The following is a 24,513-nucleotide window of genomic DNA, read 5'->3' on the forward strand; positions in this document are numbered from 1 at the left end:
GCCCGTGTCGATGTCCGAGAACCGGCGGCCGCCTTCGCGGACGCTGCCCCAGGTGGTGGAGCCCCAGGCGGTGGATATGTGCGTCCCGCGGACGATCCCGCAGACGGTCTCGACGGGTCTCCCTCCGGGTCCCGTGACCTGGCACCCCCTCCAGGCCCGCGAGGCGCGCTGGGCGCGCCTCGGCCAGGTGCCGGTGATCGCGTGGCTGACCGGCCTGTCGGGTGCCGGCAAGTCGACGCTCGCGGCGGAGGCCGACCGGACCCTGGTCGCGGGCGGCCGGCACAGCGCGGTCCTCGATGGCGACAACCTGCGCCACGGGCTGAACGCCGACCTCGCCTTCTCGCCGGAGGACCGCGCCGAGAACGTCCGGCGCACCGCCGAGGTGGCCCGGCTGATGGCCGAGGCGGGGACGGTGGTGATCGTCTCGCTGATCTCGCCCTACCGGGCCGACCGGGCGCTCGCCCGCCGGATCGCCGGCGACATCCCGTTCCTGGAGGTGTTCGTCGACACGCCGCTGGGCCTGTGCGAGGCCCGGGACCCGAAGGGCCTCTACCGTCTGGCCCGCGCCGGCCGCATCCCGGGCTTCACCGGCATCTCGGCGCCCTACGAGGCGCCGGAGCGGCCCGATCTGACGATCGCCACCGAGGGCCGCGGCACCGGGCCTTGCGCCCGCGCCCTGAGCGCGCGGCTGATGCGGCTGAGCCGGGCGGCCGCGGGAGCTGCGGACGGGTCGCGGCCGCGCTGACGATCCGGGACTGGACGCGGGTCCCCTCTCCCGTTCGGGAGAGGGACAGGGTGAAGGATCAGGTCTGTCCGGAATAGGCGCACCGTTCATGCGCGTCGACGGCGTGCTCCGTCCTGAAGCATCCGGTCCCTCACCCCAGCCCTCTCCCGCACGGGAGAGGGGGCAGGTCGCGCCCGCCAGCGGCGCCCGTGGCCCTACCCGCCCGGCCAGCGCAGGTCCGCCCGCAGGCCCCCCAGCTCCGAGCGGCCGAAATCGAGCTGGGCGCCCGCGGCCTCGGCGACGTCGCGGGCGATGGCGATGCCGAAGCCGGTGCCCGGCCGGCTCTCGTCCCAGCGCTGGCCGCGCCCGATCCCCGCGATGGCCGCGGCGCTCATGCCGGGGCCGTCATCCTCGACGGCGAGGCCCGGGCGGCCGGCGTCCGTCCCGGTGACGCGGACCCGCCGGTGCGCCCACTTGCGGGCGTTGTCGAGGAGGTTGCCCAGCACCTCCATCAGCTCGCCCTCCTCGCCCGGATAGGCGAGGGTCTCGGGCACCGCCACTGTCCATTCCAGGGAGTCGCCCTCCGGCAGCCGCCGCAGGGTCGCGACGAGGCGCTCCGCCACCGGGGCGACCCGGCAGGAGCGCCGCCGCAGGTCGCCCGCGGCGGCGATCCGCGCCCGGGCCAGCGCCCGCTCGACCTGCCCGCCCATGGCCCGCGCCTGCTCGGCGATCTCGGCCGCCAGCGCCGGGTCGGCCGGCCCGGTCCGGCGCGCCAGGGCGTCCAGCACCGCCAGCGGCGTCTTGAGGCCGTGGGCCATGTCGGCGGCGGCGGCGCGGGCGCGGACCAGGGCCCGCTCCTGCGCGTCGAGCAGCCGGTTGAGGTCGGTGACCAGCGGCCGGACCTCGTCGGGGAAATGCTCCGGCAGCCGCGCCCGCCGCCCGGCATGGACCGCCAGGAGTTCGGCCTGCAGCACCCGGAACGGGCCGAGCGCCCGGTGCACGAACAGGCCCATCGCCAGCGTCAGGACGACGAACAGGGCGACCAGGGCCGGGACGAGCAGGCGCAGGAACGTGGTCCGGCTCGCCGCGAGGCCGCGCCGGTCCTCCGCCACCGCGACCCGCAGCGCGGTCTCGGCGCCCGGCGCGCCGATCTGCAGCGGCCGCACCACCGCGATGAGCCGGCCGCCGTCGGGCCCGGTCGTGTCGAGGGTGGCGGGGGCCTGCGCGGCCGCCCCGGCTTGGCCCAGGTCGAGGCTCTTGTCCCACAGGGAGCGCGAGCGCAGCAGGTGCGACCCCGCCTCGACCTGCCAGTACAGGCCGCCGTAGGGCGTGGCGAAGCGCGGGTCCGGCAGGTCCCGCGAGAGCGTCGGCGCCCCGTCCGGCGCGAGGCCGACCCGGCCGGCGATGAGCTTGGCGGTCCGGTCCAGCTCCGCGACGGTGCGGGCGTCGAGCACCCGGTCGAGGATCACCGTGAGGCCGATCCCGGCGAGAACCAGCGCCAGCGCGATCAGCGCGGCCGCCGCGAGGCCGAGACGCAGGCGGAGGGAGTCGCGCCTCACGACCCGCCCGGTCCGGCGATCCGGTAGCCCTGGCCGCGCCGGGTCTCGATCACCCCCGGCCCGAGCTTGCGGCGCAGGCGGGTCACGAGCGCCTCCAGGGCGTTGGCCTCGCGCTCGGTCCCGACCCCGTGGAGGTGGTCGAGCAGCTCGCCCGCCGGCACGACCTGCCCCGGCCGGTGCAGCAGGAAGGCCAGCAGCCGGTACTCCAGGGCGGTCAGCTCCGCGGGCCGTCCGTCGACGCTGACCGCGCGGGTGCGGGTGTCGAGCTCCACCGCGCCGGCGCGTAGCACCGGCGCGGCGTGCCCGGCGGTGCGCCGCAGGATCGCCCGGAGCCGCGCCACCAGCTCCTCCATGCGGAACGGCTTGGCGAGGTAGTCGTCGGCGCCGGCGTCGATGCCCTCGACGCGCTCGCGCCAGCCGTCGCGGGCGGTGAGGATCAGGACCGGCAGGGCGACCTCGGCGGCGCGCAGGCGGCGCAGCACGCCGAGACCGTCGAGGCGCGGCAGGCCGAGATCCAGCACCATGGCGTCGTACGTCTCGGTCTCGGCGCGGAACCACGCCGCCTCGCCGTCCGCCACCACGTCGGCGACGTAGCCGGCCCTCTCCAGCCCCTGCCGGATGTCGGCGGCGATGCGCGGCTCGTCCTCGACGATCAGGACGCGCACGGGTCGGCCCCCTCAATCATCGTCGTCCTCGTCCAGGATCTTGAGCGTGCCGGCATCGACCTTCACGGTCCGGCGCTTCCCGTCGGCCCCGAGGATGCGCAGCTTGTACAGCCAGCGCCCGTCGTCGTGCTTGAGGTCGACCGACACGACGTCTCCCGGCACCGCCGCCCGGGCGGCCGCCAGCACCGCGTCGAGGGGGCGGATCGCGCCGCTCTCCAGGGCCCGGCGGGCCCGGTCGGCGTCCTCGGAGGCGTGCACGGGCCCGCCCGCGAGGGCGGCCAGCAGGCCGAGGCCGAGGCCGAGGGCGAGAACGAGGGCGCGGCGGGGCGGGAACGGGCTCATGCGGGTGCAGGCTAGTCGGCGCCGCCTGACGGGACGCTGACAGGCGGCGTCAGGGTCGCGGGGCGGGGCTTCGGCACAAGGGCGGCCATAGCCCTTTCGGAGACCTGAGACCATGTCGCTCTTCGTCGGTATCCTCCTCGCCTGCGCGGCCGGCCTCGCCGGCACCCTCCTCTGCCCGGACGACAGGGGCGGCCGCTCGCGCCTGCCGCTCCTCGCCGCGCTCCTGATCGGCGGCCTGCCCTGGCATGCCCCCGCCCGGGCCGGCGAGATCCTGCGCGGCCCCGCCCAGGTGATCGACGCCGGCACGCTGCGCGTCGGCGCGCGTCAGGTCAGCCTGTTCGGGATCGCCGCGCCGGAGGCGGACGCGACCTGCGCGGATGCCCGGGACCGGCCCTACCCGTGCGGCCGGGACGCCGCCCGGGCGCTGGCCGACCGGATCGGTGGGGCCGCCGTCGCCTGCGAGCCGCGCGGTGACGCGAGCACGGCGCTCTGCCGGGTCGGCGACGCGGATCTCGGGGCCTGGATGGTGGCGCAGGGCCTCGCCCTGCCCGATCGGGACGTCGCGCCGGACTACGCGCCCGCGGCGGACCGGGCCTGGGGACGCCGCATCGGCCTGTGGTCGGGGGTGTTCCAGGATCCCGCCGAGCGGCGGGGCCGCCGCGCCGCCGCGAGCCTGCGCGCCAACGGGTGACGCCCCGCCGGCGCGGGAACGCTCCCGGGCGCGCCCGGTTGGACCGGCAAGCCCGCCCGGGCGCAGGTGGAACCGCGGAGGCCCCATGAGGATCCTGACCCGTACGACGCTGCTCGCCGCCCTCCTTGCCGGCGCGGCCGGGACCGCGCACGCCGCCGGGGGGCCGGGCAAGGCGGAGGGACGCAAGGATGCCGGCGCGCCCACGACCAGCATGGGCGCCGGCGGCCTCAGCGGCACCGGCTCCACCCGGGACGGCGCCCGCACGGGCTCGGCCGAGGGCAAGGGGCAGCCGGGCGGCGCGACGGCGCCGTCAGCCCCGATGGCCGGGACGGGCCGCTGATCCGCCCGGTCCGGGCGACCGCCCACCCTGGACCTCATCCTGAGGCGGGTGCCTCAGGGTGAGGACGCGAGCCGGAAATCCCGTCCGGCCGGACCGCGCTACTGCGAGCGGCGGCTGAACGAGACCGCGTAGGCCTGGACGCGGGCGTCGATCAGCGGGTCGTCCGAGACCTCGATCCCGTCGGTCAGGTTGTTGGGCATGAACAGCAGCGCCTTCTCGGCCTCGGCGCTGTCGGGCACGACCTTGCTCACCGTCACGGTGCCGAGATCGACAGTCTTGCGGTCGTCCGGCCAGGGCTTGGTGGCGTCGTTGGTCGGGTCGCCCGGCTCGGCGAGCTGGGCCAGCATCCGGAACTTCGCCGGAGTCTTGGCGACCCGCGGGCCGATCTCGGCCATCAGGAAGTTCGGGTCGCGCTTGGCCGCCTCATCGGGGGCGAGGATCTCCTCGCCCTCCACCGGCACGAAGCGGAACCGGAACGGCTGCCGCTTGCCGGCGGCGTCCACCAGGATGAAGGCGTTGACGCCGTTGTAGGTCTGCCGGGCGAGGCTCGACGGGGTCTTGGCGGTTCCGCCCGCGGTGGCGGCGGCCGGGTGGGCGGCGGCGAAGCGCTCCAGCGCGGTCGGATGGGCGGCGTTCGGGCCGCTCTCGGCGGCGGCCTTGAGGAGGTCGCGGAACTCCTCGCCCGTGGCGACGGGGAAGTACTTCAGCGCGTTGGTGACGACGTCCATCTCGGAGCCGTCGCTCAGCTTGAACTTGAGCGCGAGGCCGTGCGGGTTGGCGTCGGCGGCGCCGTCCGGGATGGTCGGGACGCCGGTGGCGTCCGAGAACCGGACCGTCACCGGCACCGCCGGCCCCCGGAACAGGGACGCCTTGCTGATCTTCGCCGCCTCGGGCGACGGGGTGAAGCTGCCCTCGGCGACGACGCCCTTGGCGTGGTTGGCCCGCGCCCCGGGATGCTTCCCGAACAGCGTGTTCATCACGTCGATCGTCTGCTCGGCGGTGGAGGCCTCCTGGGCCAGGGCCGGGGCGGCGACCGTGAGCGCGGTGCTCAGCAGGAGGGCGAAACCCGATCTCGAACGCGGCATGGGGAACCTCTCGGCAGCGCGGGCTCACGGGAGCCGATCAATGCGGACCGGCCCATCTTCTAGGGAGCCAGGCAACGAGGGCACAACCAAAAGCTATGCCGCTGCGGAGCGGGGTGTGGGAAAATCGGGTGTCGGCCTCGCGCGGCCGCGGCGCGGACGGGAGGGGCTCGTCCGTCGAGCGGGTGCCGACTCCCGCCGCGCGCCGCGAGGCTCCCCGCGCGCCCTCTGTCGCGCCGCCGCTGCCGCGCGCGCCACCTCTGCCGCGCGCGCGAGGGGCCGGCGCCTCGTGCCCAGGACCTACCGCGCGCCGCGGTGGAGGTCGCCCTCGATCAGCAGGGCGCTGCGGCTGTCGAGCCGCGAGCGGTAGACCTGCAGGTTCTCCATGACCCGCTGCACGTAGTTGCGCGTCTCCGTGAACGGGATGCGCTCCACCCAGTCGATCACGTCGACGTCGCCCTTGCGCGGGTCGCCGTAGGCGTCGATCCACTTCTTCACGTTGCCGCCGCCCGCGTTGTAGGACGCGAAGGCGAGCACGTAGGAGCCGCGCCAATCCTCCATCAGCTCGCCGAGATGGGCCTGGCCGAGCTTGGCGCAGTAGGCGGGGTCGCTGGTCAGCCGGTCGACGTCGAACGCCGTCGAGACCCGGCGGGCGGTGCGCTGGGCGGTGGCCGGCATCATCTGCATCAGCCCCCGGGCGCCGACGCCCGACTGCGCCCGCGGGTCGAACTGGCTCTCCTGGCGGGCGATGGCGTAGACCATGGCCCGCTCGACCTGCGGCACCGCCGTGAAGGTCTCGTAGCTGGGAATGCCGATCGTCGGGTAGGCGTGGGCGTCGAGCGGCAGGCCGCGCTGGACCGCGAGCTTGCCGATCGCCACCAGGGCGCGGGCGTCCTTCATGTCGGTGGCGAGGTCGCCGAGCGCCTGGAGCTCGCGCGGGTCCGAGAGGTCCCGGGCGGCGTCGATGTAGAGCGGGAGGGCCAGCTCCTTGATCCCGGCCTCGCCGAGCAGGCGCAGGGCGCGGATGGAGAGCCGCCCGTCGAAGGCCTGGCGCTCCGCGCCCTCGAGGTCGGCCGGCGCCCGCAGGGGCAGGCTGGTCTGGCCGAGCCGGGCCCGGGCCACCTGGCCGTAATAGGCGATCGGCTGCAGGGCGGCGCGCTCGTAGAAGCGCTTCGCCTCCTCCGACTGGCCGAGCGCCTCGGCCGCCCGTCCCTGCCAGTAGGCGGCCCGCGCCACCGAGATCGGGCTCTCGGCGATCGCCGCCACCTGCGCGAAATGCTGCGCGGCGGCGGCGGGATCGCCGGCGAAGCGGAGCGCGATCCAGCCGGCGTGGAACTCGGCCTCGATGCGCTTCTCGGGCGAGCGCGCCGCCGGCTGGCTCGCCACCGCGTAGGCGGTCTTGGCATCGCCGAGGTCGAGGAGCTTGCGCGCCACGATCCGGCGCTCGATCCACCACTCGTCGCCGTCGACCAGCACGTCCGGGTTGCTCGGCGCCGTGGCGAGCACGGCGGCGGCGGCCTCGGGCTTGTCGGCCCGGCGGAGATACTGCGCCCGGGAGAAGATGTAGGAGGCGTCCCCGCGCAGCGACGGCGGCACGGCGGCGAGCGCGGCCGCGGCGCCGGAGGACTTGTCCTCCACGGCCCGGCGGGCGCGCACGAGGCTGGCGTAGCCGCCGCCCGCGTAGCCGGCCGCCCGGCCGGCGCTCTCCCAGTCGTCCTTCAGGAGCGCCCGCTCCATCCGGTAGCGGTGGTCGACACGGGTCAGCGCGTCCGGGAAGGCGTCGAGCACCTTGGCCTCGAGGCTGCGGCCGAAGCTCTCGGTGCGCCAGAGGTCGCGGACCATCTCGGCGGCGTCGGCCTCGCAGCCGTCGGCGCGCAGGGCCAGCGCCAGGGCGAACTTGCCCGGCGCGCTCGACGGCTTCGCCGTGGCGAAGTAGGCCCGGACGACCGCGGGGGATTTCCGCTCGGAGAGCAGCGCCTCCTCGGCCCGGCGGCGCAGCAGCGGGCCCGCCGGCCAGTCCGGGTTGGCCCGGACGAACGCGACGGTGCGGTTGAAGCCGATCCCGGCGCCCGCGCGGATCGCCACCCATTCGAGCAGCGCCCGCGCGGCCGGGTCGGTGAAGCCGTCGCGCATCCGGTCGCCGTCGGCGACCCGGCCCTTGCGGTAGAGGTCGATGGCGCCGCGCAGCAGCGTCGGGTCGGTGTCGCCGGAGATCTTGGGCCGCGCCGGGTCCGGCACCTCGGGCACCGGGGCCGCCGGGGTGACGGCGGCGTCGGGCAGCGGGAAGGCCACCGGGGCGTCGGGGTCGGCGGAGGCGTAGGCCGAGGCCGCGGCGGGCAGCGTCCGGGCGGGCTCCTCGCCCTTGTCGTCGCCGCCGGAGGCGTGGACCGGGTCGAGCTTCAGGGCGTCGGCCGCGACCGGGTCGGCGGCCTTCGCGGCCTGGGCGCCCCGGACCTGGGCGGTCGAGAGGGCGGCGTCGCTCGCCGGCGGGGTCGGCTGCGAGGCGGGCTGCGAGCTCGGCTGCGACGCGGGCGCCGCCAGGGCCGCCGCGGTCGGCGCGTCCGTGCCGACCTGACCGGCCAGCGCGACGCCGACGGTGGCGACGAGCGCGGCGGCGGTGAGGGACGTGCGCTTCGAGGCCGGAGACGAGGCCGCGGGTCGGATCACGATTCCCCCCTACTGATCACCGGAGCGGGAAAGGTCGAGGATCGGGCTGTGACCATTAAGATCGCGTTAACCGTCGCCACGATCTGTTTGCGCGCCGTGACGCGACCGCCTATGTCTGCCGGTCCGTGCCCGCACGATGCGGACCACGCGCGGCGCCGAGACCGCCGAAATCCCAGCTGGGACCCTTTGGGACGCCTGAGATGACCGAGATGACCGGGAGCCGCCTGCGGGGCTCGCTCACCGCGCTTGTGACGCCCTTCCGCGACGGGGCCTTCGACGAGGCCGCGTTCCGAAAGTTCGTGCGCTGGCAGATCGAGCAGGGCAGCCACGGCCTCGTGCCCACCGGCACCACCGGCGAGAGCCCGACCCTCACCCATTCCGAGCACGACCGGGTGGTAGAGGCCTGCATCGACGAGGCGGGCGGGCGCGTGCCGGTCGTGGCAGGCGCGGGCTCCAACTCGACGGCCGAGGCGGTCGAGCGGGCGCAGCACGCCGAGCGCGCGGGCGCCGACGCCGTCCTCGTGGTGACGCCGTACTACAACAAGCCGACGCAGGCGGGCCTCTACGCCCACTTCAAGGCCGTCAACGATGCGGTCGGCATTCCGATCATCATCTACAACATCCCGCCGCGCTCCGTCATCGACATGAGCGTCGAGACGATGGCCCGGCTCTTCGAGCTGAAGAACATCGCCGGCGTGAAGGACGCGACCGCCAAGATCGACCGCGTCAGCCAGCAGCGTCAGGCCATGGGCGACAGCTTCATCCAGCTTTCGGGCGAAGATGCGACGGCGCTCGGCTACAACGCCCACGGCGGCCACGGCTGCATCTCGGTGGTGGCGAACGTCGCCCCGCGCCTCTGCGCCGACCTCCAGGAGGCGACGCTCGCGGGCGACTACGCCAAGGCGCTGACCCTCCAGGACAGGCTGTTCCCGCTGCAGACGGGCCTGTTCGCCGAGGCCAACCCGGCGCCGGTGAAGTACGCGCTGTCGCGGCTCGGCCACATGACCGACGAGCTGCGCCTGCCGCTCGTGCCGGTGACCGAGCCCACCAAGCGCATCGTCGACGACGCCCTGCGCCACGCCGGCCTGCTGGTCGACTGAGGGAAGTCACGCATCATGGCCCCGAAACCGGAGCCCAGTCGGCGCATCGTCGCCGACAACCGCGCCGCGCGCTATCACTACACGATCGAGGACACGCTCGAGGCCGGCATCGCGCTGACCGGCACCGAGGTGAAGTCCCTGCGCGGCGGCAAGGCGACGATCGGCGAGGCCTATGCCGGACCCTCCGGCACCGACCTGATGCTGTTCAATGCCTACATCCCGGAATACCTGGAGGCGAACCGCTTCAACCACGACACCAAGCGCCCGCGCCGCCTGCTGCTGCACCGCCGCCAGATCAACAAGCTGATCGGCGCGACCCAGCGCCAGGGCTACACGGTGGTGCCGCTGAAGATCTACTTCAACGACAAGGGACGGGCGAAGGTCGAGCTGGGTCTGGGCAAGGGCAAGCAGGCCCACGACAAGCGCGAGGCGGTCAAGGAGCGCGACTGGCAGCGCGACCGGGCGCGGCTGATGCGGGACCGGGGCTGAGGCCGGGCGTCATCGCGAGCGGAGCGGAGCGACCCAGGGTGTCGCGACGTCGGCGAGCGGTGCGCCTCTGGATCGCTCCGCTCGCGATGACGGGTGCCGCGGCCGTGCGCCGAGCCGGGAGGAGACATCCATGCCGTCCACCCACGACGCCCTGCCCGACGACCTGCCCGTCCCCGTCGACGACGGCGCGGCCGACCATCTGCGCGGGATGCGCCTGCCCGACGTGGCGCTCACCGCCACGGACGGCCGCACGGTCTCGCTGGCGCGGCTGCCGGGCCGCACCGTGGCCTACGCCTACCCGCGCACCGGCGAGCCGGGTCAGCCGGGCCTGACGCCCGACTGGGACGCGATCCCGGGCGCCCGGGGCTGCACGCCGCAGGCCTGCGATTTCCGCGATCACCACGGCGACCTGAAGGCCCGGGGCGTCGCGCAGGTCTTCGGCCTCTCGACCCAGACGAGCGCCTACCAGCGGGAGGCGGCCGAGCGCCTGCGCCTGCCCTTCCCGCTGCTGGCCGATCCGCACCGGGCCTTCGCGATGGCGGCGCGCCTGCCGGTCTTCGAGGCCGGCGGCCACGTGCTGCTGCGCCGCCTCACCCTGGTGATCGACGACGGCGTCGTGAGCCAGCTGTTCTACCCGGTCTTCCCGCCGGACCGGAGCGCCCGGCAGGTCCTCGACTGGCTCGACGCGGCCGGCGCCTGAGGCGCTACTCCGCCTCGGACTCCGGCTGGCGGATGCCGTAGCGGTTCTCCAGGCCCGGATTGGCCCGGCCCTCCCCGCGGTAGCGGGTCGGCGCCTCCCCGGAGGCCCGGGCCGGGCGCTCGCCGGGCTCGCGCCCGATGCGGCCCGCGAGGCTCGCGAGGTCGACGAACTCGTCGGCCTGCCGCCGCAGCTCGTCCGAGATCATCGCCGGCTGGGTCTGGATCGTGGAGATCACCGTCACCTTCACGCCGCGCCGCTGCATCGCCTCGACCAGGGAGCGGAAATCGCCGTCCCCCGAGAAGAGGATCATGTGGTCGATGTGCGGGCTGAGCTCGAGGGCGTCGATCGCCAGCTCGATGTCCATGTTGCCCTTGTACTTGCGCCGCCCCATCGAGTCCGTGAACTCCTTCACGGGCTTGGTCACGACGCGGTAGCCGTTGTAGTCGAGCCAGTCGATCAGCGGCCGGATCGACGAATATTCCTGATCCTCGATCATGGCCGTATAATAGAATGCCCGCAGGAGATTCTCCCGCGACTGAAATTCCTTGAGCAGCTTCTTGTAGTCGATGTCGAAACCGAGGGCCTTGGTGGTGGCGTAGAGGTTGGCGCCGTCGATGAAGATGGCGCTGCGCTGGGTCGCTGGCATGAACAGGTCAGATCCCGAAAAATCGTGGGTGACAGGAAATCGTCTGAACAATCGGTCAGGGTTCGCCCGGGGCGAATGGCCGGGACGAGCGGTCGAGGACGGTGCTCCGCGATCGCGGCCGCCACGCTCTGCACTCCGGGGTGGACCGGCGCGGTCGGAGATCCGCGCGACCGCCGCCCCGGGCGCCGGACCATTCGATTCAAACGGGTCCGTGTCAAGCAGAGCACGAGACTGTGCGGACCTGAAAAACTCAATCCGTGGTCGGGAATAATTGGCCGCGCCAGGGATTCATCATGAAGAAGACGGTTTACGGAAGTTGATCCTGTAAACCTCAGATCCACCGGGCCCCGCGACTCTCGGCCTCAGCCGTTCACGCGCTCCACGCTGTTGACCGGGCGCTTGCCGCGCAGCTCGGCGATGATGGCGTTGAGATGCTGGAGATCCCAGACCGACAGGTCGATGGTGATGTCGGTGAAGTCCTGGGTGCGCCGCTTCATCGAGATGTTGTCGATGTTGCCGTCGTGGTCGGCGATCACCTGGGCGATCTGGGCGAACACCCCGGGCTCGTTGATCGACTTGAGCGCCAGCCGGGCCGGGAAGCGCTCGCCGCCGAGCGCCTCCGTGTCCCAGCGGACGTCGAGCCAGCGCTCCGGCTCGTTGTCGAAGGCCGCGAGCGCCGCCGACTGGATCGGGTAGACGGTCACGCCGACGCCGGGAGTCAGGATGCCGACGATCCGGTCGCCCGGGACCGCGCCGCCGTTCGGCGCGAAGGTCACCGGCAGGTCGCCCGCGAGGCCGCGGATCGGGATGGCGTCGCTGCGATCCGCGTCCTCCCCCTCCTTGCCGCCCTCGGCCCCCGGGAAGGTCAGCCGCATGGTCTGGTCGGAGGAGCGCACGAGCCGGCCCGCGCCGCTGGCGGCGCCCTGCGCGGCGGAGGGCCGGCGCTCGTCGCGGTGGTCGGGATACACGGCGCGGACGACGTCGCCCGAGAACATCTCGCCCCGCCCCACGGCGGCGAAGACGTCCTCGGTGGTGGCGCGGGCGAGCCGCGGCAGGGCGCCCCGGAGCTTGTCCTCCGAGAAGGTCTTGGCGGCGCGCTCGAACGCCCGGTCCAGGATCTGGCGGCCGAGGCCGGCATATTGCCGGCGCACGGCGGTGCGGGTCGCCCGCCGGATCGCCGCGCGGGCCTTGCCGGTCACCACGAGGGATTCCCAGGCCGCCGGGGGCGAGGCGCCGTCGGAGCGGCTGATCTCGACCTCGTCGCCGTTGGCGAGCTCGTGCAGGAGCGGCGCCATCCGGCCGTTGATCTTGGCGCCCACCGCGGTGTTGCCCACGTCGGTGTGGACCGCGTAGGCGAAGTCGATCGGCGTCGCGCCCCGCGGCAGGGCGATCAGCCGGCCCTTCGGGGTGAAGCAGAACACCTGGTCCTGGAACAGCTCCAGCTTGGTGTGCTCCAGGAACTCCTCGGGGCTGTCGCCCTCGGCGAGGAGCTCGATGGTCCGGCGCAGCCACTGGTAGGCACCGCTCTCGGCGGCGAGCCGGGGATGCACGCTGCCCTCGGCGCGGGCCGGGTCCTTGACCAGCTCGGCGCCGACTTCCTTGTACTGCGCGTGGGCCGCGATGCCGTACTCGGCGATGTCGTCCATGGCGCGGGTGCGGATCTGCAGCTCGACGCGCTGGCTCTTCGGCCCGATCACCGTGGTGTGGATCGAGCGGTAATCGTTCTGCTTCGGGGTCGAGATGTAGTCCTTGTACCGTCCCGGCACCATCGGCCAGCTGGTGTGGACGATGCCCAGAGCCGCGTAGCAGTCCTGCACGGTGTCGACGACCACGCGGAAGCCGAAGATGTCGGAGAGCTGCTCGAAGGCGACGGACTTGCGCTCCATCTTCGACCAGATCGAGAACGGGCGCTTCTGCCGGCCGCTGACCTCGGCGGTGATCCCCTGCGCGCCGAGCTTCTCGGTGAGCACCTGCGCGATGGTCTCGACCACGCTCTCGGACTTGGCGGAGAGCCGCGTCAGGCGCTGCGTGATGGTGGCGTAGACCTCCGGCTCCAGGTTGCGGAAGGCCAGGTCCTCCAGCTCCTCGCGCAGCTCCTGCATGCCCATGCGGCCGGCGAGCGGCGCGTAGATGTCGAGCGTCTCCTGCGCGATGCGGCGACGCTTGTCGTCGCGCATGTGCTGGAGGGTGCGCATGTTGTGCAGGCGGTCGGCGAGCTTGACCAGCAGCACGCGGACATCCGCCGCGACCGCGAGCAGCAGCTTGCGGAAGTTCTCGCCCTGCGCGGCCTGCTTGGAGACGAGGTCGAGGCGCTTGAGCTTGGTCAGGCCGTCGACCAGGGCGCCGATCTCCGGGCCGAACAGCCGGCGGATCTCCTCCAGCGTCGCCTCGGTGTCCTCGACGGTGTCGTGCAGGACCGCGGCCACGATGGTGGCGTCGTCGAGGTGGAGATCCGTCAGGATCGCCGCGACCTCGAGGGGATGGGCGAAGAAGGGGTCGCCCGAGGCGCGCTTCTGCGTGCCGTGCGCCTGCATGGCGTACACGTAGGCGCGGTTGAGCAGCGCCTCGTCGGCGGCCGGGTTGTAGCGCTTGACCCGCTCGACGAGCTCGTACTGGCGCATCATCCGCCGGGACGGCGCCGGCGCGTCCGGGGCGGTGCGCGGGGCCGGGATCACGCGCGGTTGTTCCGCGACGGCCGGGACGGCGCCGGCCTCCGGCGGCGCGGCCGCGCCGGGTGCCGGCGGGCCGGCCACGGAACGAGAGAACCCGGCGTCTCCGCCGGGTCCGGTCTCGGTCAGGTCGCGCGCATCCAGGCCCACGCCGTCAGGCTCACTCGCCCTCGTCGTCGGTCTCGACCGGCGGGGCGAGGTTCTCGAGGCCGCGCAGCAGGTCCTCCTCGCTCATGCGGTCGAACTGGACCGCCGCGTCGTCGCTGGAGGACTGGGGCGCCACCGCGGCGGCGGCCGGCGAGCTCGACAGCAGCGGCACGGTCTCGGCCTCGGGCTCGTCCACCTCGACGTACTTCTGCATCGAGTGGATCAGCTGCTCCTTGAGGTCGTCGGCCGTGATCGTCTCGTCGCCGATCTCGCGCAGGGCCACGACCGGGTTCTTGTCGCGGTCGCGGTCGATGGTCAGCGGGGCGCCGGCGGCCAGGAGGCGGGCCCGGTGGCTCGCCAGCAGCACCAGCTCGAAGCGGTTCTCGACCTTCTCGATGCAGTCTTCGACGGTGACGCGCGCCATGCGGGGCGGCTCCTTGGGCTTGAGCGACGGGTGATGTCGGGTATGGGCCCACTCTACACCGGATGCCGTTGTGCAACAAGCACAGCGGGTTGCGCAGGGCGCGCGCCCGGCGCGAACCCGGCGCGCGTCCGGCGAGCGGCCCACGAGCGTCCGACGAGCGTCCGACGAGCGTCCGACGAGCAGGCCGGTCCGGTCGCCCCCGGGGCCCCGGCGCCCCTCCGAGGCGCGCCGCCGACGCGCATCGTGCTGCGGCGTCATGGTGCGGCGCATTGTTGACACCCAGGGCCGCGGGTGCGAGTGCGCGCGCCATTCCAGAGTTTCGGCCGACACGGGCGGCGTTCGCGCGCCGCACGGCGCCGGCGATCAGGACGCAACATGCGCGCACTCATCTTTCCGGGCCAGGGCAGCCAGGCGGTCGGCATGGCGCGGGACCTCGCGGAGGCCTTCCCGCAGGCCCGGGCCGTGCTCGACGAGGTCGACGCCGCCCTGGGCCAGAACCTGTCGCGGCTGATGTTCGCGGGGCCGGTCGAGGAGCTGACCCTCACGACCAACGCCCAGCCGGCCCTGATGGCGGCGAGCCTCGCGGTGCTGCGCGTGCTGGAGGCCGAGCGCGGCCTCGACCTCGCGCGCGACGTCGCCTGCGTGGCCGGCCACTCGCTCGGTGAGTACGCCGCGCTCGCGGCCGCCGGCAGCCTGACCGTCGCGGACGCCGCCAAGCTTCTGCGCCTGCGCGGCGAGGCCATGCAGGCGGCGGTCGCGCCGGGCGCCGGCGCCATGGCGGCGCTGATCGGCACCGACCTCGAGGCCGCCCGCTCCGTCGCCGAGGCGGCGGCCGACGAGGCCGGCGACGGCGCGGTCTGCGACGTCGCCAACGACAACGGCGGCGGCCAGGTGGTGCTCTCCGGCGACCGTCCGGCCGTGGAGCGCGCCGTCGGCATCGCCACCGGCCGCGGCATCAAGCGCGCCGTGATGCTCAACGTCTCGGCGCCGTTCCACTGCCGCCTGATGGCCCCGGCCGCCGAGGCCATGGCCCGAGCGCTGTCCGCCGTCACCCTGGCGGCCCCGCGCGTCACCCTCTACGCCAACGTCGCGGCCGCCCCGGTCACCGATCCGGAGGCGATCCGCGCGGCCCTGGTCGAGCAGGTCACCGGCACCGTGCGCTGGCGCGAGAGCGTCGCCGCCATGGCCGCCTCCGGCGTCGACCGGTTCTACGAACTCGGCGCCGGCAAGGTGCTGACCGGCCTCGTCAAGCGCATCGCCCCCCAGGCGAGCGCCGCCGCAATCGGCACCCCCGCCGACGTCGCCGCCTTCGCGCTCTGATCCGCGCGCTCTGATCCGACGGAGTCCCGCATGTTCGACCTCACCGGCCGCAAGGCCCTCGTCACCGGCGCGACCGGCGGCCTCGGCCAGGCGATCGCCCGGGCCCTGCACGCGCAGGGGGCCACCGTGGCGCTCTCGGGCACGCGGCCCGCGGCCCTGGAGGCGCTCGCCGCCGAGCTCGGCGAGCGCGCGAGCCCCGTCGCGGCCGACCTCTCCGACAAGGACTCGGTCGAGGGTCTCGTCCCGGCCGCCGAGGCCGCGATCGGTCCGCTGGACATCCTCGTGAACAATGCCGGCATCACCCGCGACAACCTCTTCATGCGGATGAAGGACGAGGAGTGGGAGCAGGTGATCGCCGTCAACCTCACCGCCGCCTTCCGCCTGTCGCGGGCCGCCGTGAAGGGCATGATGCGCCGCCGCTCCGGGCGGATCGTCAACATCGGCTCGGTGGTCGGCAGCACCGGCAATCCCGGCCAGGGCAACTACGCCGCCGCCAAGGCCGGCCTCGTGGGCATGACCAAGGCGCTCGCCGCCGAGGTCGCCTCGCGGGGAATCACCGTCAACTGCATCGCCCCGGGCTTCATCAGCTCGCCCATGACCGACGCCCTCAACGAGAAGCAGCGCGAGGGTATTCTCGCCCGCGTGCCGGCCGGCCGTCTCGGCGAGGGCGCGGAGGTCGCGGCGGCCTGCCTCTACCTCGCCTCCGCGGAGGCGGGCTACGTCACCGGCCACACGCTGCACGTGAATGGCGGGATGGCCATGTACTAGGGCGCGTATACCGGCTCCCGACCGGCGCGAACGGCGCGCGAATCACCCCCGCCGACACGCAAGTGCCACACCCATGAAGGCTTTCTGAACGGGCCCTCGCCAGGGCGGGAACCCTGTGCTACCACGCCCCGCAGCCGTACAGGGGGTTGACGGTTCTGCGGGTTTTCAGTCCAAGGCCCTCCGGCGGGGGCGTCCCGGCTCACGCGCCGGTTCACCTCAGAAGCACGCGCGATCGGACACCGGCCCGTCACAACAAGCCCGCAAGGGCGCGACGCGGCCACGGCACCACCCCGAGAAGACTGACAGACCAGAAGGACGAGGACGGAAGACCGATGAGCGATATCGCTGAGCGCGTGAAGAAGATCGTCGTCGAGCACCTGGGCGTGGAGCCCGAGAAGGTGGTCGAGAGCGCCAACTTCATCGACGACCTCGGTGCCGACAGCCTCGACACCGTCGAGCTGGTCATGGCCTTCGAGGAAGAGTTCAACGTCGAGATCCCGGACGACGCTGCCGAGACCATCCAGACGGTCGGCGACGCCGTGAAGTTCCTGGAGAAGAACTCCGCCGCCTGAAGGCGCCGGGGAGCGGGTTTGACGCGGCGCGGGTGAGGCGAGACAGCCCCCGCGCCGTTACGCGTTTCAAGGCTCGGAGTCGCGAGGCGTCCCGCAGGGACCGATTCCGCCTCCGAGCGAGTTAGGACGATGCGCGACCGCGGCGGTGCCGGCGGGGCGGCGCCTCAAGACGGGACAGGGCACATGCGGCGGGTGGTGGTCACGGGTCTGGGGATGGTCACGCCGCTGGGGAGCGGGGTGGAGCACACCTGGAGCCGGCTGATCGCGGGCGACAGCGGCGCCGGCCCGATCCGCGGCTTCGAATCCGCCGACCTGCCCTGCCGGATCGCCGCGCAGGTCCCCTTCGGCGACGGCACCGACGGCACCTTCAACCCCGACCTCGTGATGGAGGTGAAGGAGCAGCGCAAGGTCGACCCGTTCATCGTCTACGCGATGGCGGCGGCCGACGAGGCGCTGAAGGATGCCGGCTGGGCGCCCAAGAGCCACGAGGACCAGTGCGCCACCGGCGTGCTGATCGGCTCCGGCATCGGCGGCATCGGCGGCATCTACGACGCCTCCGTGACCCTGCACGAGAAGGGCCCGCGCCGGATTTCGCCGTTCTTCATCCCGGGCCGGATCATCAACCTCGCCTCGGGCCAGGTCTCGATCGCGTACGGCCTCAAGGGGCCGAACAACGCCGTGGTGACGGCCTGCTCCACGGGCGCCCACGCCATCGGCGACGCGAGCCGCCTGATCGCGCTCGGCGACGCCGACGTGATGGTGGCGGGCGGCGCCGAGTCGCCGGTGAACCGCCTGTCGATCGCGGGCTTCTCCGCCTGCCGGGCGCTGACCACGGGCTTCAACGACACGCCCGAGAAGGCCTCGCGCCCCTACGACCGCGACCGCGACGGCTTCCTCATGGGCGAGGGCGCCGGCATCGTGGTGCTGGAGGAGTACGAGCACGCCAAGGCCCGCGGCGCGAAGATCTACGCCGAGGTGGTGGGCTACGGCCTCTCGGGCGACGCCTACCACATCACCTCCCCGTCCCCGGACGGCGACGGCGCCTTCCGCTGCATGACCGCCGCGGTGAAGCGCGCCGGCATCTCCCCGTCCGAGATCGGCTACATCAACGCCCACGGCACCTCGACGCCCATGGGCGACGAGCTGGAGCTGAAGGCCGTGGAGCGCCTCCTGGGCGACGCCGCCGCGAACGCCACCATGTCGTCGACCAAGAGCTCGGTCGGCCACCTGCTGGGCGCCGCCGGCTCGGTCGAGGCGATCTTCTCGATCCTCGTCCTGCGCGACAACGTCATCCCGCCGACGCTCAACCTCGACAACCCCTCCGTCCAGACCAAGATCGACCTCGTGCCGTTCGAGGCGAAGCGCAAGCAGGTGGACGTCGTGCTGTCGAACTCGTTTGGGTTCGGCGGGACGAACGCGTCGCTGGTGATGCGGCGGGTCGCTTAGGCGCGTCGCCGTCCAACTCCGACACGCTCCGCAAATCTTCGCGAAGTCTTCGGAAAGTCTTCCGCAGGTTCCGTCAGCGCGCTGACGTCCGGAATGGGGGCTTCGATCGGGTGATCGCGCTGTGAGCGGGATCCCGCGCGCATCCTGGCAGACTGCGCGGCCGCCTCGACGGAGGGCATCGTGACCGGCGCGGCGCCCCGGCCCTTCAGGATGGGGTCGTGATCGAATCCCCTGTCCGGCGCGCCGCGCGGCACCCGATCCGGCGTCCGGCTACCACCCCCGCCGCTCATCCGCTCCCGGCACCCGTCCCTGCGGCGTGAGCGTGTGCACCACCTCCGGCAGCGCCTGGGCCAACTGAGAAAGAAGCGTCTCGCGGTCCATCCCGGTCTGCTGCTGGAGGGTGTCCACCGTGTCGGGGCCGAGCGCCCGGGCGAGCTGGTCCGGGGCCACCGGGCGGTTGGTGCCGTGGCCGATCCAGGACTCGATCACGTCGCCGAGGCCGCCCTGGCGGAACCGGTCGACCAGCCCGTCGAGGCCGCCGAGATCCCCCTGCCCGTCCGGGGCGGCGCGGCTCGGCGGCGGGGCGTCGCCGGGGCCGTCGAGCATGCCGGAGAGGTCCGAGAAGTCGCCGGGCGGCAGGGACGAGTCCACCGGGCCGCCGTCGCGGCGGCCGCCGTCGCGGCGGCCGCCGTACTGGTCCCAGCCGCCGATATCGCCGCCGTCGTCGGGGCGGCGCCCGCCGGCATCGGCGGGGTGCTGGCCGGGATCGCGCCCGTAGGGGCCGGCGCCGCCGGAGCGGTCGGCCTCGGGGCCGGGCTCGCCCTGGCGCCCGCGCCCGAAGATGTCGCCGAAGCCGCCGCTGGCGCCCTTGGCCAGCAGCAGCATCAGCAGCGCCTTGACCAGGGGCGACATGCCCCCGGAGCCCTGCTTCTGCCCGCCGAACACCTGACCGAGCACGCCGCCGATCGCCGATTCGAGCAGTCCCATGCGCGTCTCCCCCGCAGAACCGGGCCGGACGGGCCCGGCCGAACAACAATCCGGGGCGGGCGCGGGTTGCCTCGCTCAGCGGGCCGGCGTCGCGAGCGCGGCCTGGGCGGTGCCGCCGCCGGTGGTGGCGTCGGCGGGCTCGACCAGCGGCACCGTCGCGGCCGAGAGGATCAGTCCGGCCAGGAACAGGCCGGTGGCGGCGGCGCCGGCGCGGGGGCGCGGCAGGCGGACGGCGCGGCGTCGCGCGGGCTGGGGACTGTCGACGGTCCTGGGCATCGCGGCCTCTCCGGGTTCGGGGCGGGCCCTCGGGGCCCTTCTGCCGGAAAAACGCGGCCGGGGGGCGGACCGGTTCCCGCGCCGTCAGGTCCGGCCGGCGAGGCGACGTCCCAGCGCCCCGAGCAGGCAGGCCGCGCAGTAGACCGGCAGCATCAGGGCCGCGCCGTCGAGCCACAGGCCGGGCAGGCCCGGCACGAACCCGGCGATCGCCGCCGCGGCCACGAGCCCCGCGACCACGCAGAGGCCCAGCGAGACGGCGAGCCGGTCCGGCCAGCCGACCAGCGCGCCGACCACGAGGCCGAGCGCGGCCGCCCCGGCGAGTCCGGGCCAGAATCCGGCGAGCAGCAGCGTCACGGCCGTCCGGCCTCCCTGCGGGCGCGATGGTGGCGCGCGGATGGGCGCGGCCCGGCTGGCGGGCGCGCGGCGGAGCGGATGTCCCTCACGGCAGCAGCGCGAAGACGACGGGGCCGGCCGGCCCGTCCGGACCGGCCGCGACCTGATCCGGCCGGGCTCCGGCCTGGAGGAGATACTCCACCACCGCCTGGGCGCGCAGGCGCGGCAGGTCGGCCGGCGGCTCGTCGGGGGCCTCGGCGGGCTTCTTCGCCGCCACCTTGCCGGGCGCGGCCGGCTCCTTCCTGGCCGTGCTCGCCTTGCCGGTCTCGGCCTTGCCCCGGTCCTTGCCCCGGTCCTTGGCCGCGTCCTTGCCCCGATCTTTGGCCGCGTCCTTGGCCGCATCCTTGACCGTATGCGTCGCGGTGTCCTGAGCGGCCGGGGCCGGCTTGGCAGCAACCTCCGGCTTGGCGGCGTCGGCGACCCGGGTCGGCTCGGCGGCCGCGCCCTCCCCCGGCGACGGCCCGGCGGCCGGGGTCGCGGGCGGCCTCGCCGGGTCGGCGGGGCCGGAGACCGCGACGCGCAGCGACGGGCAGGTCTTCGCCAGGGCGGCCAGCGCGTCGAGGGTCGGGTAGAAGGCGGGCGTCAGCACGGCGCCGCCCGCGGGGAAGTGCAGGTCCGCCCCCGCCAGGGCGGCGGCGAAGTCGGTGCGGCATGTGGCGGGATCGCGCCGCTCCGCCGCGTCCCGGGCCGTGACGCTGGCCCGCCCGGTCCAGCCGGGGGGCAGCGCCTCGGCGAGCCGGTCCGGGGTTCGCGCGGCGCCCTCCCGGTAGAGGCTCTCGCCCGTGAGCGTCAGGGCGCGGTCCGAGACCGAGACGGTTCCGTCCGCGAGGTTCGTCACCAGCGGGGCGGCGGCGGCCAGCGCGTCCCCGAGATCCGGCGGGGCGCCGTCGGCGAGGCGGGTGCGGTCGATCACCGGCTCCCGGAACAGGCGCGGGCGCAGGGCGGCGAGCACCCGCTCCCGGGTCGCGGCGTCCGGCAGGTGGCCGGTGAGGGTCACGGCGTCGGCGGTCCGGCGGATCGCCACCCGGTAGGGCGAGAGCGGCCGCGCCGTGAGCGCCACCCGCCCGGCCGCCACGCCGGCGGGCCGGCCGTCGCGCATCAGCGCCTCGGCGTCGGGGAGCGCCTGCCCGTCGATGGCGTCTCCGGTCACCGACACCGCCCCGTCCTGGAACACGACCTGCCCGGACTGGATCAGCTCGGCGAGTCTGAACGCGAAGGCGATGAGGCCCTTCGGGTCGATCGCCGGGTCGAGTCCCCGGGCGGCCAGGAGCCGGTCCTCCACGGTGCCGCCCGCGGCGGCCTCGGTGGCGGCACGCAGGGCGGCCTCGCGGTCGGCCGCCGAGGGGGCGAAGCCGTCGAGGACGATGCCCCGGCCCGATTTCTCGACGGCGAACCGGTACGCGGCCACCTTCGGGGGCAGGATCTCGACCCGCCCGACGCTGAACCCCTCCGGCGGGTCCGACAGGGCCGCCCGCAGGGCCTCGTAGGCCGGCACGTCGAGGGCCTCGCCCGACAGGCTGAGCACCGTGTCGCTGAGCGCCGCCCGCCCGCCCTTGGCGAGGCCGGAGAGCCGGGCCGCCAGGAACGCGGCCGCGCCGGCGAAATCCGGCGGCGCGCCCCGGGCGGCCCTGGCGGTGTCGTCGAGACCGGTGCCGGGATTGAGGGCGCCGGTGATCCGCGCCTCCAGCGCCCGCCGGCCGATCTCCACCGGGCGGCTCCCCTCCAGGGCGATCCGGTTCTGACCCGTGCGGATCGCCGCCCACTGGAACGGCGCGGCGGTCTCCACGATGCCGAGTTCGGAGACGATGCGGCGCGGGCCGTCGAGGGCCGCGAGGCGGGACAGCACGGTGGCGCGTTCGGCGACGTCCGGGGCCTCGCCGGCGGCCACGAGGTCGCGCCCGCTGGCCTCCAGGCGCAGCCACGGCTCGCCGGTGGCGGTGGCCGTGCCGGCGGCGATCGCCGCGCCCTCCGCCTCGAGCCCGTCGGCGATCCGCGGGGCGGCGTAGAGGGTCGCGCTCGCCCAGATCAGCGCGAGGGCCGGCAGGCCGGCGAGCCAGCCGGCACTGCGCAGGCCTTGGGCGAGGGTTTCGGGCAACGGCACGGTCGCAGGTTCGGGCGCAGGTCGGGCGGATCCGGGCCGAGAGCACACCGCCTTTCCGGCAGCATGAAGGCCGGCAGCCTCCTTTCTCCCGCCGGCCAGGGCCGCGCCGCGTCCCCGCGCCGCCGGAACCCGCCGGACGCCCTCCGGTTTCCGAGCCGTACCCCGTCCCGGCTTCTGCCACCGTCCCTCCGCCTGAGGAGCGTGCCATGCGGTCCATCCTCGCCGCCGCCCTGCTGCTGCCGATCGCCGTCCCGGCCGGGGCGCAGAGCCTCTCGGCCACCGCGACGGTGCCGAGTGGGGCCGCGCTGGAGCCGATCACCCCCATCGCCAATCCTGGCCAGCTCAGCCTGGGCGGCAGTTCCACCACCGGCCCCTTCCCGACCGTCTCGGCGCAGACCGGCGGCCTCGTGAATGCCGGTCAGCTCAGCTTCGGCGGCGGGGGCGGAGGTGGCGGCCGCATCGGTTCGTCGGCCGGCCTGTCGGCCGGGACGACACTCGGTACGACGACCGCCGGATCGGGCGGCGCGGGCCAGCTCGGCGGCCTGGGATCCACCGCGACCGGCGGTGCCGGTGTCACCGGTACGACCCCCGGGACCGGCGGGACGATCGGCGCCACCGGATTCCGCAGCGGTCTCAGCGGCGCGTCCCGCACGGGTTCGGGCTCGACCACCGGGAGCGTCCTGACGTCGATCCCCGGCACGGGCGGGCTCGGGAGCGGGGCGGGCCTCACCTCCGGCCTGGGCGCCGGCGCCACGGGCGCCGGCGCCGGTCTGGGCACCGGTCTGGGCACCGGGCTCGGCACAGGCCTGAACGCCGCCGGGATTGCCGGATCCTCGCTCGCGCCGGGCTCGTCCGCCGCCGCCGCGTCGACAGGTCTCGGCAGTGGCGCGGGCACCGCGTCGGGCATCGGCGCGACCGGTGTCACCCTGTCCAGCGGCGGGCTGTTCGGCTGTTCGGGCTCGGGACCGTCACGGCCGTCGGCGGGACCACGGCCGTGACGGCACTCGGGGCGGGCGGCGCCGGCACGGGCGGCGCCGCGATCGCCGGGGCTGCGGGCTGCCCCGGACGACCCCGCCCGGGGCCCGCACCCTGCCGAGCGGCGGCGGGGCGACCGGTGGTGCCGGCATCGGCGGCGCGGCGGCCGCGCCGGTCCGGACCGGCGACCTCTGCGGCGGGCCCTTCGCCGAAGCCTGCCTCGGCCAGGGGTTCTGACCGGCCTCCGGGCCCGGAACCGGGCCGAACCGCTGCCGTTCCTTCTGTGCCGGCACCTCGGCCGGGACAGGAGACAGAGATGAACGTCATGCTGGGCCGCGTCTCGCTCGCGGCCGCTCTCGTTATCGGCGTCTCGGGCGCTGCCCTGGCGCGCGATGCCGGGCCCAAGGCCCAGGGTGCCAAGGGCGCGGCGGGCCTGCACGGGATCGGCTTCAATGAGCCGAAGTTCCGCTCGGATCTTCGCACCGGCAAGGAGCAGCCCTACACGTGGCCGGTGAGCGACCGCTATCGCCCGGTCTCGCAGCCCTTCTACGGTCGGGCCTACTGAGCCGCCCGGCGCACGCTCCGCCGAATGGATGAGTGGCGGCGCCCCGCTCCGCCGCGCACAACCGGGATCGGCGCCGTTCCCGTCATCGGGACGGGGGCCGATCCGGCGATGGCCCAGAGGCACGGGGTCCGTGGCGTGCCGGCTCCCGAGGCAGGAGAGTGTGATGCATCCGCTGAACCGGCGCGTCGTCGCGGCCCCGGTCCTCGCGCTTCTGGTCGCGGCGCCTCTGCCCGGCCGGGCGGGCGAGTTCGCGCAGGTGCCGCCGGCGCCGGGCATGGCCCTGACCCTGCCCGATCCCGGCATGGCCAACGGAGCGCCCGCACCGGCGGCTGCCCCTACGGCGGCCCCGGCCCCCGCTCCGGTCAAGGCCGCTTCCGTGCCAGCGGTCGAGCGCCGCTTCCGGGTCCTGGGCAGCGGCTTCTCGTCGCTCGACGGACAGCTCCCGAACCAGCGCACCGGCCAGCGGCATCAGCACGTGGTCCGCGACATCTGCATCGGCTGCTGATCAGGCTCCGCGCCCGGCGTGGCGCCGGCTAGTGCGGCGCCCGCGACCGGGAATTCGCCTGGATCCAGCGCGGCGAGAGGATGTCGCCGGCCTCGGTGATGATCCAGGGCTGGGCCTCGCCGGACTCGATCGCCGCGATCGCGACGGCGAGGGCTTCCCGCAGGGTCGCGAAGGGCCGCCCCTCCGCGGCGTGGCCGGGCGCGCCCTTGGGCCAGATGGTCAGTTCGGCTCGTCTGTCGAGGTCGGAGGGCGTCATCGGCGCTCTCGTGGTGCTTCGCAGGGTGCCTGCGCGGGTTGTGCGGTCTTCTAGCGTGCCTGTGTGACGCGGATCTGGCGTCGAGGTCTCCGATTCGTGTCACG

The 24,513-nt window shown here is 74.5% G+C and carries 26 protein-coding genes; 13 read left to right on the forward strand and 13 right to left on the reverse strand.

Annotated elements, in window-relative coordinates; all coding sequences use genetic code 11:
* Positions 1-76: 76 nt before the first annotated feature.
* Positions 77-745 (forward strand): adenylyl-sulfate kinase, encoded by a 669-nt coding sequence (gene cysC / locus BKE41_RS10735; RefSeq protein ID WP_024830308.1) that lies wholly within the window; start codon positions 77-79, stop codon positions 743-745.
* 194 nt (positions 746-939) lie between these two features.
* Here cysC and BKE41_RS10740 read toward each other — a convergent pair whose 3' ends face one another.
* The 3 genes from BKE41_RS10740 to BKE41_RS10750 are packed head-to-tail and all read right to left on the reverse strand — an operon-like array spanning position 940 to position 3,290.
* Positions 940-2,283, reverse strand: a complete 1,344-nt coding sequence (locus tag BKE41_RS10740; RefSeq protein WP_070999356.1) for a sensor histidine kinase — start codon at positions 2,281-2,283, stop codon at positions 940-942.
* A complete protein-coding gene (locus tag BKE41_RS10745; protein WP_024830306.1) occupies positions 2,280-2,948 on the reverse strand; it encodes a response regulator transcription factor in 669 nt (222 codons plus the stop codon). Before BKE41_RS10745 ends, BKE41_RS10740 begins: the two co-directional genes overlap by 4 nt.
* A 12-nt stretch (positions 2,949-2,960) precedes the next feature.
* Positions 2,961-3,290: a PepSY domain-containing protein gene (locus BKE41_RS10750; RefSeq protein ID WP_070999358.1), complete on the reverse strand. Its 330-nt coding sequence runs from the start codon at positions 3,288-3,290 to the stop codon at positions 2,961-2,963.
* A gap of 112 nt (positions 3,291-3,402) precedes the next feature.
* Between BKE41_RS10750 and BKE41_RS10755 the strand changes: the two genes are divergently transcribed.
* Positions 3,403-3,981, forward strand: a complete 579-nt coding sequence (locus BKE41_RS10755; RefSeq protein WP_043073619.1) for a thermonuclease family protein — start codon at positions 3,403-3,405, stop codon at positions 3,979-3,981.
* Between the two features lie 85 nt (positions 3,982-4,066).
* A complete protein-coding gene (locus tag BKE41_RS10760; protein WP_063109954.1) occupies positions 4,067-4,321 on the forward strand; it encodes a hypothetical protein in 255 nt (84 codons plus the stop codon).
* Between the two features lie 98 nt (positions 4,322-4,419).
* Here the strand turns inward: BKE41_RS10760 and BKE41_RS10765 are convergent, their stop codons facing one another.
* Both BKE41_RS10765 and BKE41_RS10770 read right to left on the reverse strand, forming a co-directional pair.
* Positions 4,420-5,406 carry a catalase family peroxidase gene (locus tag BKE41_RS10765; protein WP_059409883.1) on the reverse strand — a complete coding sequence of 329 codons (987 nt, stop codon included), beginning with the start codon at positions 5,404-5,406 and terminating at the stop codon, positions 4,420-4,422.
* A gap of 297 nt (positions 5,407-5,703) precedes the next feature.
* Entirely contained in the window at positions 5,704-8,070 is a 2,367-nt protein-coding gene (locus tag BKE41_RS10770) for a lytic transglycosylase domain-containing protein (protein ID WP_012318870.1), read from the reverse strand.
* Positions 8,071-8,270: 200 nt separating this feature from the next.
* Here BKE41_RS10770 and dapA point away from each other — a divergent pair, with 200 nt between their 5' ends.
* The 3 genes from dapA (at position 8,271) to BKE41_RS10785 (ending at position 10,359) form a co-directional block, all read left to right on the forward strand.
* Positions 8,271-9,170 carry a 4-hydroxy-tetrahydrodipicolinate synthase gene (gene dapA, locus BKE41_RS10775; RefSeq protein WP_012318871.1) on the forward strand — a complete coding sequence of 300 codons (900 nt, stop codon included), beginning with the start codon at positions 8,271-8,273 and terminating at the stop codon, positions 9,168-9,170.
* 15 nt (positions 9,171-9,185) lie between these two features.
* Complete coding sequence (gene smpB / locus BKE41_RS10780) at positions 9,186-9,659, forward strand: SsrA-binding protein SmpB (RefSeq protein ID WP_012318872.1); 474 nt, start codon at positions 9,186-9,188, stop codon at positions 9,657-9,659.
* Positions 9,660-9,789: 130 nt separating this feature from the next.
* Complete coding sequence (locus BKE41_RS10785; protein ID WP_012318873.1) at positions 9,790-10,359, forward strand: peroxiredoxin; 570 nt, start codon at positions 9,790-9,792, stop codon at positions 10,357-10,359.
* A 4-nt stretch (positions 10,360-10,363) separates the two neighbouring features.
* Here BKE41_RS10785 and BKE41_RS10790 read toward each other — a convergent pair whose 3' ends face one another.
* The 3 genes from BKE41_RS10790 to rpoZ form a co-directional block, all read right to left on the reverse strand.
* Positions 10,364-11,005: an NYN domain-containing protein gene (locus BKE41_RS10790; RefSeq protein ID WP_012318874.1), complete on the reverse strand. Its 642-nt coding sequence runs from the start codon at positions 11,003-11,005 to the stop codon at positions 10,364-10,366.
* Positions 11,006-11,367: 362 nt separating this feature from the next.
* Positions 11,368-13,629: a bifunctional (p)ppGpp synthetase/guanosine-3',5'-bis(diphosphate) 3'-pyrophosphohydrolase gene (locus BKE41_RS10795; protein ID WP_012318875.1), complete on the reverse strand. Its 2,262-nt coding sequence runs from the start codon at positions 13,627-13,629 to the stop codon at positions 11,368-11,370.
* A 205-nt stretch (positions 13,630-13,834) separates the two neighbouring features.
* Positions 13,835-14,245 carry a DNA-directed RNA polymerase subunit omega gene (gene rpoZ / locus BKE41_RS10800; RefSeq protein WP_010685409.1) on the reverse strand — a complete coding sequence of 137 codons (411 nt, stop codon included), beginning with the start codon at positions 14,243-14,245 and terminating at the stop codon, positions 13,835-13,837.
* 375 nt (positions 14,246-14,620) lie between these two features.
* Between rpoZ and fabD the strand changes: the two genes are divergently transcribed.
* The 4 genes from fabD to fabF all read left to right on the forward strand — a co-directional run bounded on the left by fabD (position 14,621) and on the right by fabF (position 18,351).
* Positions 14,621-15,565 (forward strand): ACP S-malonyltransferase, encoded by a 945-nt coding sequence (gene fabD / locus BKE41_RS10805; RefSeq protein WP_012318876.1) that lies wholly within the window; start codon positions 14,621-14,623, stop codon positions 15,563-15,565.
* A gap of 30 nt (positions 15,566-15,595) precedes the next feature.
* Positions 15,596-16,333, forward strand: coding sequence for a 3-oxoacyl-[acyl-carrier-protein] reductase (fabG, locus tag BKE41_RS10810; protein WP_012318877.1), 738 nt, complete (start codon positions 15,596-15,598; stop codon positions 16,331-16,333).
* Between the two features lie 332 nt (positions 16,334-16,665).
* Entirely contained in the window at positions 16,666-16,905 is a 240-nt protein-coding gene (locus BKE41_RS10815) for an acyl carrier protein (protein WP_007559070.1), read from the forward strand.
* 183 nt (positions 16,906-17,088) lie between these two features.
* Complete coding sequence (fabF, locus tag BKE41_RS10820; RefSeq protein ID WP_012318878.1) at positions 17,089-18,351, forward strand: beta-ketoacyl-ACP synthase II; 1,263 nt, start codon at positions 17,089-17,091, stop codon at positions 18,349-18,351.
* A 270-nt stretch (positions 18,352-18,621) separates the two neighbouring features.
* Here fabF and BKE41_RS10825 read toward each other — a convergent pair whose 3' ends face one another.
* The 4 genes from BKE41_RS10825 to BKE41_RS10840 form a co-directional block, all read right to left on the reverse strand.
* The gene (locus BKE41_RS10825; protein ID WP_070999360.1) at positions 18,622-19,338 is read right to left on the reverse strand and encodes a YidB family protein; all 717 of its coding nucleotides are present in this window, start codon (positions 19,336-19,338) and stop codon (positions 18,622-18,624) included.
* A 75-nt stretch (positions 19,339-19,413) separates the two neighbouring features.
* On the reverse strand, positions 19,414-19,614 hold the full coding sequence (locus BKE41_RS10830; protein ID WP_012318880.1) for a hypothetical protein: 201 nt from the start codon (positions 19,612-19,614) through the stop codon (positions 19,414-19,416).
* 84 nt (positions 19,615-19,698) lie between these two features.
* Positions 19,699-19,968 carry a hypothetical protein gene (locus tag BKE41_RS10835; protein WP_012318881.1) on the reverse strand — a complete coding sequence of 90 codons (270 nt, stop codon included), beginning with the start codon at positions 19,966-19,968 and terminating at the stop codon, positions 19,699-19,701.
* 85 nt (positions 19,969-20,053) lie between these two features.
* Positions 20,054-22,108 (reverse strand): BON domain-containing protein, encoded by a 2,055-nt coding sequence (locus BKE41_RS10840; RefSeq protein WP_245295990.1) that lies wholly within the window; start codon positions 22,106-22,108, stop codon positions 20,054-20,056.
* A 206-nt stretch (positions 22,109-22,314) separates the two neighbouring features.
* On the opposite strand from BKE41_RS10840, the gene BKE41_RS10845 reads away from it, so the two are divergent.
* The 3 genes from BKE41_RS10845 to BKE41_RS10855 all read left to right on the forward strand — a co-directional run bounded on the left by BKE41_RS10845 (position 22,315) and on the right by BKE41_RS10855 (position 24,153).
* Positions 22,315-23,106 carry a hypothetical protein gene (locus BKE41_RS10845; RefSeq protein WP_070999364.1) on the forward strand — a complete coding sequence of 264 codons (792 nt, stop codon included), beginning with the start codon at positions 22,315-22,317 and terminating at the stop codon, positions 23,104-23,106.
* Positions 23,107-23,399: 293 nt separating this feature from the next.
* Positions 23,400-23,648 carry a hypothetical protein gene (locus tag BKE41_RS10850; RefSeq protein ID WP_012318884.1) on the forward strand — a complete coding sequence of 83 codons (249 nt, stop codon included), beginning with the start codon at positions 23,400-23,402 and terminating at the stop codon, positions 23,646-23,648.
* Positions 23,649-23,811: 163 nt separating this feature from the next.
* Positions 23,812-24,153 (forward strand): hypothetical protein, encoded by a 342-nt coding sequence (locus BKE41_RS10855; RefSeq protein ID WP_012318885.1) that lies wholly within the window; start codon positions 23,812-23,814, stop codon positions 24,151-24,153.
* Between the two features lie 28 nt (positions 24,154-24,181).
* Here the strand turns inward: BKE41_RS10855 and BKE41_RS10860 are convergent, their stop codons facing one another.
* Positions 24,182-24,409 carry a hypothetical protein gene (locus tag BKE41_RS10860; RefSeq protein ID WP_012318886.1) on the reverse strand — a complete coding sequence of 76 codons (228 nt, stop codon included), beginning with the start codon at positions 24,407-24,409 and terminating at the stop codon, positions 24,182-24,184.
* Positions 24,410-24,513: the final 104 nt, after the last annotated feature.

Origin of the sequence: Methylobacterium sp. C1, from assembly GCF_001854385.1 — a bacterium.
Classification (GTDB): Bacteria; Pseudomonadota; Alphaproteobacteria; order Rhizobiales; family Beijerinckiaceae; genus Methylobacterium; species Methylobacterium radiotolerans.